The following is a 10,661-nucleotide window of genomic DNA, read 5'->3' on the forward strand; positions in this document are numbered from 1 at the left end:
GGATTTTAAATAACTTTGGAAAACTGTTGCTTTTCAGTAAGATAACGATCAAATACCATACAGATATTACGGATCAGCAAACGCCCAGCCGGTCGCACTAAAATTTGGTCGGTATCGATCGTCAAAAGTCCGTCTTCGGCCATTTTCTGCAACTCAATCAATTCCTGCTCGAAGTATGTCTTGAAATCGATTGAGAACTCGCGCTCGAGCTCTCTGAATTTAAGCTCGAAGTGACAGATTAACCCGCTGATGACCGCTCGCCTTAGCTTATCGTCCCAGCTCAATTCAAACCCTTTGAACACCGGCAAACGTCCCTGCTCTATCGTTTGCCGATAAGTGTCAAGATTTTTTACATTTTGAATGTAGGCATCGCCCACTCGACCGATTGAAGTAATCCCCAAGCCAATCAAATCGCATTCGGAGTGTGTCGAATAGCCCTGAAAATTTCGGTACAGCTTCCCTTCGCGCTGAGCAACCGCCAATTCGTCATTCGGTTTTGCGAAATGATCCATGCCGATATAAACATAACCGGCTTCGGTCAAGCGCTGAATCACCATTTGCAAAATCGCCAACTTGACTTCCGGAACCGGTATGTCGGCATCATCGATCTGGCGCTGAGTTTTGAAGCGTTGCGGCAAATGCGCATAATTAAAGACCGAAAACCGCTCGGGAGAGACCTGAAGGATCTTTTCCAATGTTCGCGAAAACGACTCGACGGTCTGTAGCGGCAATCCGTAAATCAAATCGATACTGGTCGAACGAAAACCTTCGTTGCGCGCCGCCTCCAATACCGCAAAAGTTTCCTGTTCGGTTTGAATGCGATTGACCGCTTTTTGCACATCGGGTTCAAAATCCTGCAAACCCAAGCTAATCCGGTTAAAACCCAATTCCCGCAGCACGGCTATTGTCCGATCGTCGGTTTCTCTAGGATCGACTTCGATCGAGTACTGTCCTTCGTCATCCTCGCGCAGATTGAAATGCCGACGAGTCGACACCATCAGCCGCCGCATTTGGCTCTCACTTAAGAAAGTCGGCGTTCCGCCTCCCCAATGCAATTGATCGACGACACGGCCTCGATCGAACAAAGCGCCCTGCATTTCGATTTCGCGACAAAGATCGTTCAAATACGGCTCGGCATGCGCGCGATTTTTGGTCACGATCTTATTGCACGCGCAGTAGTAACAGACCGTATCGCAAAACGGAATGTGAAAATAAAGCGATAACGGCCCTCCAAGCCTATTCGATTGCTCGATATGACGTAAATAATCCGCTTCGCCGAAATTCTCGTGTAATTCCAACGCAGTCGGATAAGACGTATATCGAGGCCCGGCCTGATCGTAACGATGGATGAGATCGAGATCGAACGTTAAGGACTGATCCATTATTGAACCTTTTGATCGATCGTTATAGTAACGCCCTCTGTTTCAGCCGGTGCAACGCTCTCCACGATACCGATCCAATCGCCTGGACGTGACTCTGCCTGGCCCGACATCGAAATCCGGGCACTAATTTTAACGCGATCGAAGTTAGACAACTTCATCGCCGGCATCATCGCCTGCTCGTCGCTCAACACAACTGTTACCGGTAAATCAGCCACTTGCATCTTAACGATCGCTAGCGGCATCGGTGGGCCCTGTAATGCCTGAGCATAAACAAATACAGTATCGGTGGCGGAAACAACGCCTTGCAATTCGTCGGAGATAGCTACATTGACTTTAAGGCCTTTCACAATAGCTGCCGGCTGCTGCTCGACAGGCGCCGTACCTAGCCTCTCCATGACTTGCGCAATCAAACCCTGAACCTCACGGTATGGCTCGGAGCCTTTCGGCATTTGCGCGGCTAATTTTTGCCAATGCCGTAAGGCTTCGTCATATTTACCCGCTTCGGCTTTAGCCATGCCCGACAACCACAATGCCGTCGAATCATCCGGTGCCAATTTAAGTGCCTTCGCAACAAATTCCGCCGGTTTCCCGGCCAACCGACCATCATTAGCCATCGCCAACGCGTCGGCGTACTGAAGCAGCACATCGGCTCTATCACCCAACAGACGATATGCCTCCGAAAAGGCTTGCGCCGATTCGGCATAGCGGTTCATATATTTGTAAGAACGCCCAAGCATCAACCAACCTTCCGCATCGTCGGGTTGGCTTTGCAAACGCTGCGCCAATCCTGAAACCATCGCATTGATTTCATCGATCTGCTGAGCGGTTCTGTCCGCTTCCGGCAACAACGCATCGGCGTTACCTAAAGTGCGGTACAAAGTCACCGAAACCAACGGAATAACAATCAATGCCAGAACGATCAACCACCGACCGGAAGATTCCGATTGCCGCGAAACCGACTCAGTTTGCAAATCATCGGCCAGCACCGATTGCAATTCTTGGTATAAGTCTTCGTATTCATCAGCCGTAATCGTTCCGGCCGAGCGCTGTTCTTTTAAATCCAACAGACGCTGCTTAGCGATATCGACATTGAAACGCTCAGTTTCGATGTCTATTGAGCCCGGTCGACGCCATAGCGGCGGCAATAAAAACGCAAACGCTATCGCAATCAAAACGCTTGCGGTCAGCCAAAATCCTGTCGTCACCGATCATCTCCTTGTTCCAATAAGCGGCGAATTTCTTCCGATTGCGCGGAATCATGCGCAGACTCGGAACGAGTCGCCAAACGTTTTTTACGCACGACACTCCAAGCCACCAATAAACCAATCACTAAAAACAATAACGGCGCCAACCATAATAAACTGGTCTTAGCCTTCATCGGAGGATTGTACAATACGAAATCGCCATAACGCTGAGTCATAAAATCGACAATCTCCTGTCTTGATTTGCCTTGTTGCAGCATTTTGTAGACTTGGGCACGCAAATCCTTCGCCAAATCGGCGTTCGAATCGGCAATAGTCTGGTTTTGACAAACCAGACAACGTAACTCGGAAATCAGCGAGTTGTAAACGCGTTCCTGCTCGGGAGTATCGAAATTTTTGACCTCGACGGCCGCAGCATTGGCCTGAACGACCCATAATAAAAAAAAGGCTAAAAATAAAATACGCATAATTGCATTGATCGGATGATTAGTAACGTGCATGAATTAACCTGAATAAGCGCCTACTTTGCCCTTCGAGAGAGGTTTGGATCAAGGAAACACCTTAGGCTATATCCGCAATAGAAAAAAACGCATGACCCGATAAATTCCGTTCATGACGAATAGAAAACCCAGCATGAATAGCAAATTAGAAACGGTCAATAATTTGGGTAAATTGATGAAATATGCAAAAAGGCCTTCCGGCTCGGTATCATAGCGGCGATTATTGATCTCCGAGTCGGCATATTGCGCGGCCAGTTTTTTGAATTCGACAGCATGGTTATTAGCTTGAGAATTACCCTCAGAAAATTGATTATCAAAACCGAGATAACTGACTCCTTGGTAAACTTTATGCGTGACCTTTTCATTCAATGTATTCCAGGCCTCGTTAACATGAAGTGCCATAGCGACCGTATCGTCGACCATTTCTCGTAAGGCTTCATCAGTAACAAGCTCATCATCGATAATTTCCAGGCTCATAATAAACTCTTTCGATACAAGTAAAGGATTAAAACCGGATTGATGATCGGAAGCGGACTGTTTAAAAATATACGGCGAAACTTCAGTCTCGGCAAACGGGTTGAAATACAGAGGGGTTTCGGCTTCGACGGCTTTAAGAGTAGAGGATTTAGCGCCAAAATCACCTTGCTTTTTTTGGGGTGCCAATTGCTGCCGATCGCCCGTTTCACGGGAAGACAATTCGGATTTTTTTTGTATTTGCCTTAAGGCATCGGCAACAAGAGACCTTTCTTCAAGTTCGGCGCCATTACCAAACCGACTTTCGGATTCGATTGTATCGAGATTGCTCGCACCACCTTGAACCTCAAGCATAATGCTAGCCGCGGTAGCGAACAGACTATAAGCGCTCAACAAAAAAAGCAGAAATAACTTCGTCACATAACCGTACCATTTCTAGGAATTTATTCAGACAGCAAAGTATTCAACAGCGGTAAGAATGTCGTTTCAATATCTTTGTCAGTCACGGGCCCTGTATGCTTGTAACGAACTACGCCCTGCTTATCGATTACAAACGTTTCCGGAACACCATAGACTCCCCAATCGATTCCAGTCAAGCCTTCCATGTCTAAAACACTGACGTCATAGGGATTACCCAATTTGGCCAGCCAGTTTTTCGCATCTTCCGGTTCATCCTTGTAGTTGAGGCCAATAATAACAGCCAATTTTTGCTCCGCCAACCGATTAAGCACCGGATGTTCGGCACGGCACGACACACACCAGGAAGCCCAAACATTCAGCAACCAAACTTGCCCCTTCAAATCCGCCGTACTCAAGGTACGAGTGGGATCATCCAAAGTCTGTAGCGTAAAAGGCGGAGCCGGCTTATCGATGAAGGGCGACGGAATTTCACGCGGATTGAGATTCAAACCGATCGCCAAAAAAATCGCCAGTACTGCAAAAATTAAAAGTGGCGTCAAAAATTTAAGCATTTTTGCTGACTCGCTGTTTTTTATTGCCTATTCGATAACGTCTGTCGCAGACAGCCCAGAGACCGCCCAATGCCATGAAAACACCGCCGATCCATATCCACCGTATAAAGGCTTTATAATAAACGCGCATACTCCATGCGCCCGAATCGCCCAACGGTTCGCCGATCGCGACAAAAAGATCGCGAAACAGACCGGCATCGATCGCGGCCTCGGTCATCGGCATTTGTTGCACGCGATAAATTCTTTTTTGAGGTTCGAGTTTAGCCACCGTCTTATCATCGTAACTGACCGTCAAGTGGCCTTGTTGCGCCCGATAATTCGGCCCATCGACTACATCGATACCATGAAATTCGAACACATAACCGGACATTTCTAGCTTGTCGCCGGGGGCCATTCTAACGTCTTTTTCGATGCTATAAACCGAGGTCAAGGTAATCCCGACGATGAAGACCGCAATACCCAAATGCGCCAAGGTCATGCCGTAAAAGGCTCTCGGCACTTTCAGCAAGGCTGTAAAATCAGGCATTTTATGCCCTAAACGCTCCGAAAAGGCCAGTCCGGTCAGCGCCGTCGTCCATAGCGCCAACGTCAAACCGATCGCGGCAGCCCACGAATAAAAGGGCATCAACAACGGCAATGCCGCGCCGAGCACCAGGCAGCCCAGCATCAGCCACCGGATTCGTAGCGCGAGCGCATTGAACTGGTCTTTTTTCCAGCGCAGCAAAACGCCGATACCCGAGACCACGGCAAGCGGTGCCATCAAAGGAATAAAAATCGCATTGAAATAAGGGGGACCGACCGAAATCTTGCCCATGCCCAAGGCATCGATAAACAAAGGATACAAGGTGCCGACCAAAATGCTGGCCGCCGTCACGACCAGCAGCACGTTATTCAACAGTAATGCGGATTCTTTCGAAATCATTTCGAAACTGGCGCTGCTTTTAACCGCCGGCGCTCTAATCGCATAGAGCAATAAAGATCCGCCGACGACAATAGCCAAAAAAATCAAAATGAACAAACCGCGGGCCGGATCGCTGGCAAAGGCATGCACCGAGGTCAATACGCCGGAACGGACCAAAAAAGTCCCCAGCAGACTTAACGAAAACGCGAAAATCGCCAACAGCACGGTCCAAGTCTTGAACACACCGCGTTTTTCACTGGCTGCCAATGAATGAATCAACGCCGTGCCGACCAGCCAAGGCATAAACGAAGCGTTCTCGACCGGGTCCCAAAACCACCAGCCGCCCCAGCCTAATTCGTAATAAGCCCACCAACTGCCCAGCGTGATGCCCAAAGTCAGAAACATCCAGGCGATATTGGTCCAAGGTCTGGACCAACGTGCCCAGGCGCTGTCCAAACGACCTTCGAGCAAGGCCGCGATCGAGAACGCAAACGCGACCGAAAAGCCGACATAACCCATGTATAACATCGGCGGATGAATCGCGAGCCCAGGGTCTTGCAACAGAGGATTCAAATCGCGGCCTTCAGGCGGCGCCGGAATCATGCGCTCGAACGGATTCGAGGTCAGCAACAAGAACAGTAGAAAACCGATACTTACCAAGCCCATCACACCGAGAACCCGTGCAATCGTCGCGTCCGGAATACTGCGGCTAAACTGCGCAACCAAACCGGTCCAGATCGTCAAACTCAAGGCCCAAAGTAACAATGAGCCTTCATGCGCGCCCCATACGCCGGAGACTAAATATAGTACCGGCAAATGAGTATTCGAATTGTTCGCGACATAGGCGACCGAAAAATCATGCGTCAAAAACGCATACGTCAGACACAAATAAGACAAGCCGACAAAGAACAATTGCCCGAACGCGGCGGGACGCGCCACGGCAATCCATCCAGGAATCGCACGAAAACTACCGACGATAGGGACAATACCCAACATCACGGCCATGCACAAAGCCAGTATTAAGGAAAAATGCCCCAGCTCAGGAATCATATACCACCCTCTGCCGGAGGCTCCGGTTGTTTTTTCAGGCTATCTGCGACTTCGGGCGGCATATAATTTTCGTCATGTTTGGCCAAGACTTCCTCGGCAACGAACACACCGTTTTCGGACAAACGACCTTTTGCGACGATGCCTTGCCCTTCCCTAAACAAATCCGGCAAAATGCCGGTATATTCCACGGTTACTTCTTTATTGAAATCGGTCAACTTAAAGCGCACAAGCAAACTCTCCGCCGGGCGATCGACACTGCCGTCGACGACCATACCGCCAATTCGAAACAAAGCGTTTTCCGGCGCCTTGCCTTCTACGACTTCGGTCGTCGAGAAAAAATACATCAAATTTTCATTGAACGATTTCAGTGCAAAGGCGACGGCAAGCCCCATACCGGCCAGCATCAATCCAATTAAAATAAGTCGTTGTCTACGAATCGGTTTCATGATTTTTTCATCCGTTTCATTTTATGAGCCAACTCTTTTAAAAAAAGTTTACGTTGAATAACGGGCAAAACCGCAATCGCAAGCAACACGAGTAAAGTCACCCCATAAGAAGTCCAAACATAAAAGGCGTAACCGCCCATTGCAAAAAATTCTTGCCAATTCATTCTATTAAGCCTTTAACCCATTGACTGTTTCGTTCGCGCTGAATCAATTCGGTCCGCGCGCGCTGCAACATCGCAACTAGATAATAAAATTTGAAGGCGACCGCCATCGTCAACAAGGGAATCAACATGCTGACATGAATCGACGGTTTATCGATCTTCGACACGGTCGGGCCTTGATGCAAGGTATTCCACCACTCGACCGAATAATGAATGATCGGAATATTGACTACACCGACAATCGCCAGAATTGCCACCGCTCTCGAAGCTGTTCGTTTGTCGTCGATCGCTCCGTACAATGCGATGACGCCCAGATACAGAAACAGCAGAATCAATTCCGAAGTCAAACGTGCATCCCAAACCCACCAGGTCCCCCACATCGGCTTACCCCATAGAGAGCCCGTTAATAGGGCGATAAAAGTAAAACCGGCGCCGACCGAGGCGCTGCTGATCATGACGATTTCGGCCAATTTGATACGCCAAACCAGTCCGATGGCGCCGGCAACCGCCATCACGACATAGATGAACAATGACATCCAGGCGCTCGGCACATGGATATAAATAATCCGGTAGCTATCGCCCTGCTGATAATCGGCGGGCGCCAAAAACAAGCCGCCATATAGACCTACGGCGGTCAAAATAATAAAAATCGCCGTCAACCAAGGCAATAATCGGCCGGTAAACGCATAAAAATGCGGTGGCGAGGCCATGCGATGGAAAAAACGGCCTACGGAATCAGGAATCAAAAACATGCGATAAGCTTATAAAGTGATCTACGATAATGAGCAAAATTGATTCAATATCGAATAGTAAATTTAGAAGACCGGGCATTCGAATATGCCCGCATGGATGAATAGGACGCTATTTTACGAAAAATTATCCATTCATACTCATTTTTAATGCGGCGGCGGCCGGTAACGGCGCCAGCACCAAGGCCGCGAATAAAATCGCCGCCAGAATATTGAGTTGCGCGCCGACCGGCAAACCGCTACCCGCCATTTCGACGGCATTGCCGGCAAAGATCAGCACCGGAATGTACAACGGCAAAACCAACAACGCCAAGATCATCCCGCCTCGTCGTAAACCCACCGTCAGCGCGACACCGATCGAACCGATCAAACTCAATACCGGCGTACCAAGCAACAAGGTCCACAGCAGCACAGGCAAGGACTGTTCGGGCATGCCCAAAAATATTGCCAATAAGGGTGAGATCAACAATAAAGGCAAGCCCGTCACCAACCAATGCGCGACGATCTTAGCCAAAATCAGCACCGAAAGCGGATGCGGGCTCAAGATAAACTGTTCCAGCGAGCCATCGTCGAAATCCGACCGAAACAATGAATCCAGCGATAGCATCGCGGCCAATAGCGCGGCAATCCAAATGATTCCCGGGGCCATCGCTTGCAATAACTTAGTTTGCGCACCTAGCCCCAACGGAAACAAGGTAATGACTAAGACAAAAAATAACAGCGGATTGGCGACTTCGGCACGCCGCCGATAAGCCAGGACCAAATCGCGTCGAATGATGGCGGTAAATGCGTTCGACAATGTCATTAAGCTAACCTGATTGTTTGCACGTCGATGCCGTGCAGCGTGATATCGTGATGCGAGGTCAAAACGACCATGCCTTCTCTGGCAATATGGTCGACCATCAGCGCCTCGAAAATGGCTATACCCTCTTTATCCAAAGAGGTGAAAGGCTCGTCGAGAATCCATAATTTATTGTCGGTAATCAATAAACGAGCTAGCGACAAACGGCGTTTTTGCCCGGCCGACAAAGATTGCACCAGCACATCGTCGTAACCGGATAAATAGACCTTCTCCAGTGTTTCCTCGATCGAATAATAGCCGGGCTTACCCAGAGCCGTGGCAATCTTGAGATTTTCCAGAACGGTCAATTCCTTTTTGACACCGTCCAAATGACCGACATAGGCCATCTGTTCAAAGAAAGTACCGTTATTAATTTCTACACCGCACCACAAAACCTCTCCGGCATCCGGCTCCCGAAAACCGCATAAAATCTTCAATAAAGAGCTTTTGCCCGAACCGTTTTGCCCTTCCAGCAATAACGCTTGCCCGGAAGAAACATTAAACGACAAATTATCGAACAACACTCTATCGTCGCGAATGCAGCATAAGTTTTTAACTTCCAGAGATAACAAACGTTCCATCCTAAATTTAAAAAAAAATGATATCGAAAAACCTTCTCATCGTGTCGCATTTCGCGACAATCAAAAAAACTCCTGATTAGCAAGTTTCTTCAGCTAAAGCCCAAAAACCAGGATATCCCTGGCAGGACGGGGTTTGCAACCCCGTCCTAAACGTTTCGACTTTGGCCGAAGTCAGCCGAAATGTTTAGGGCAAACCGAAAAGTTGGGGACGGGTTAAATAACCCGTCCCGCAGAAGTCGCTGCGGTTACGACTAGCCCGCTCGGGCACTTGGCTCCGACAAGCTGAAGCATCTTGCTAATCAGGAAAAAACTTGAGCCGGATAAAACCAAGCCCGTTATACCCAAAATCCACCAACTCGAGTAAGCCTCAAACAATAAAAAAGAGCTTAGACTTTCATCTAAACCCTTGATCATAAAACCCTAAAACAAGGATTGCGGGCATGTAGATTTAATTAGAGCAAAAATCGACCAAACTAGCCGTAACTATTCAGTCCCTCGGCAATTATCGTTCCCACGCTCTGCGTGGGAACGCCTGAGTACCGCTCCAGCGGTACGAGACGCTAGAGCGTCTCGGTCTTCATTCCCACGCTGGAGCGTGGGAACGATAGGGACATGTGAATAATTACAACTAGCCGGCACATCAACTATTAATACCGAAATTGGAATGCGCGATGAATAGCAACGACTTTATAGCCGGCCTAGATTAGGCAAAACCCCGGCATAAATCAAGCGCTTCGTTTTCTTTGTTACGAAAATGATAAAGGGCGAATAAAATCGCCCTCTATGATTTTTACGCTATCATGATCCCAAACTTAGCTCTTTGCAAAACCAAGGCACTGCCCATAGATGCCGTGAACCCAGCACCTAAATTATCCAAGATAGTTAACCATAGCCAATGGACTATGGAATTTAGGTGCTGGGTGAACGGGCGGTCCTCGATAGACACATCCCATACCTTTTATTCTTAGACGGTTTTTCGATCAAAAAGGGAGTAAGTGCTAAACACAGCTACGGATTACCCCATGCGCATACGCGGGAGCCCGCTCAAAACGCCGAACACACTCAGCAGCCACAAAATCACGGCGATGATCACCACAATGTTCAATATCTGCTTGATACGCCCGTCCATCGGAATATAACTATTGACCAGCCACAACAACAAGCCGACGACAACCAAGGCGATCACTACCGAAACCAATGCCCTAGGGAACATACCCAAAATACCGAATATGCTCAGCAACCACAATACTACCGCGATGAGCACCACGATGTTCAGTATTTCCTTGATACGGCGCTCCATCGGCAAATACCTGTTGACTAACCATAAAAGCACGCCGACGACGATAAGAACGACCACTAATGAAATAATGTCCATTGTTTTTCTCCCATAAAGTTAAAAAATA

General features: G+C 48.4%; 12 protein-coding genes. All 12 read right to left on the minus strand.

Going from position 1 to position 10,661, the window contains the following annotated elements:
- Positions 1–5: 5 nt before the first annotated feature.
- Positions 6–1,382, minus strand: a complete 1,377-nt coding sequence (gene hemN / locus MEALZ_RS12245; protein WP_014148956.1) for an oxygen-independent coproporphyrinogen III oxidase — start codon at positions 1,380–1,382, stop codon at positions 6–8.
- Positions 1,382–2,587 carry a c-type cytochrome biogenesis protein CcmI gene (ccmI, locus tag MEALZ_RS12250; protein ID WP_014148957.1) on the minus strand — a complete coding sequence of 402 codons (1,206 nt, stop codon included), beginning with the start codon at positions 2,585–2,587 and terminating at the stop codon, positions 1,382–1,384. The genes hemN and ccmI overlap by 1 nt, the downstream gene beginning before the upstream one ends.
- Positions 2,584–3,084, minus strand: coding sequence for a cytochrome c-type biogenesis protein (locus tag MEALZ_RS12255; protein ID WP_014148958.1), 501 nt, complete (start codon positions 3,082–3,084; stop codon positions 2,584–2,586). Before MEALZ_RS12255 ends, ccmI begins: the two co-directional genes overlap by 4 nt.
- Positions 3,085–3,150: 66 nt before the next feature.
- Entirely contained in the window at positions 3,151–3,912 is a 762-nt protein-coding gene (locus tag MEALZ_RS12260; protein ID WP_162472953.1) for a hypothetical protein, read from the minus strand.
- Positions 3,913–4,001: 89 nt separating this feature from the next.
- Positions 4,002–4,529 carry a DsbE family thiol:disulfide interchange protein gene (locus MEALZ_RS12265; RefSeq protein ID WP_014148960.1) on the minus strand — a complete coding sequence of 176 codons (528 nt, stop codon included), beginning with the start codon at positions 4,527–4,529 and terminating at the stop codon, positions 4,002–4,004.
- Positions 4,522–6,480, minus strand: coding sequence for a heme lyase CcmF/NrfE family subunit (locus tag MEALZ_RS12270; protein ID WP_014148961.1), 1,959 nt, complete (start codon positions 6,478–6,480; stop codon positions 4,522–4,524). Before MEALZ_RS12270 ends, MEALZ_RS12265 begins: the two co-directional genes overlap by 8 nt.
- The gene (gene ccmE, locus MEALZ_RS12275) at positions 6,477–6,926 is read right to left on the minus strand and encodes a cytochrome c maturation protein CcmE (protein WP_014148962.1); all 450 of its coding nucleotides are present in this window, start codon (positions 6,924–6,926) and stop codon (positions 6,477–6,479) included. Before ccmE ends, MEALZ_RS12270 begins: the two co-directional genes overlap by 4 nt.
- A complete protein-coding gene (gene ccmD / locus MEALZ_RS12280) occupies positions 6,923–7,090 on the minus strand; it encodes a heme exporter protein CcmD (RefSeq protein ID WP_014148963.1) in 168 nt (55 codons plus the stop codon). Before ccmD ends, ccmE begins: the two co-directional genes overlap by 4 nt.
- Complete coding sequence (locus MEALZ_RS12285) at positions 7,087–7,839, minus strand: heme ABC transporter permease (RefSeq protein ID WP_014148964.1); 753 nt, start codon at positions 7,837–7,839, stop codon at positions 7,087–7,089. Before MEALZ_RS12285 ends, ccmD begins: the two co-directional genes overlap by 4 nt.
- Before the next feature lie 124 nt (positions 7,840–7,963).
- Positions 7,964–8,641, minus strand: coding sequence for a heme exporter protein CcmB (gene ccmB, locus MEALZ_RS12290; protein WP_014148965.1), 678 nt, complete (start codon positions 8,639–8,641; stop codon positions 7,964–7,966).
- A complete protein-coding gene (gene ccmA, locus MEALZ_RS12295; protein ID WP_014148966.1) occupies positions 8,641–9,258 on the minus strand; it encodes a cytochrome c biogenesis heme-transporting ATPase CcmA in 618 nt (205 codons plus the stop codon). Before ccmA ends, ccmB begins: the two co-directional genes overlap by 1 nt.
- A 1,015-nt stretch (positions 9,259–10,273) precedes the next feature.
- On the minus strand, positions 10,274–10,633 hold the full coding sequence (locus MEALZ_RS23460) for a Thivi_2564 family membrane protein (RefSeq protein ID WP_014148967.1): 360 nt from the start codon (positions 10,631–10,633) through the stop codon (positions 10,274–10,276).
- Positions 10,634–10,661 lie beyond the last annotated feature (28 nt).

Origin of the sequence: Methylotuvimicrobium alcaliphilum 20Z, from assembly GCF_000968535.2 — a bacterium.
GTDB classification, from domain to species: Bacteria; Pseudomonadota; Gammaproteobacteria; order Methylococcales; family Methylomonadaceae; genus Methylotuvimicrobium; species Methylotuvimicrobium alcaliphilum.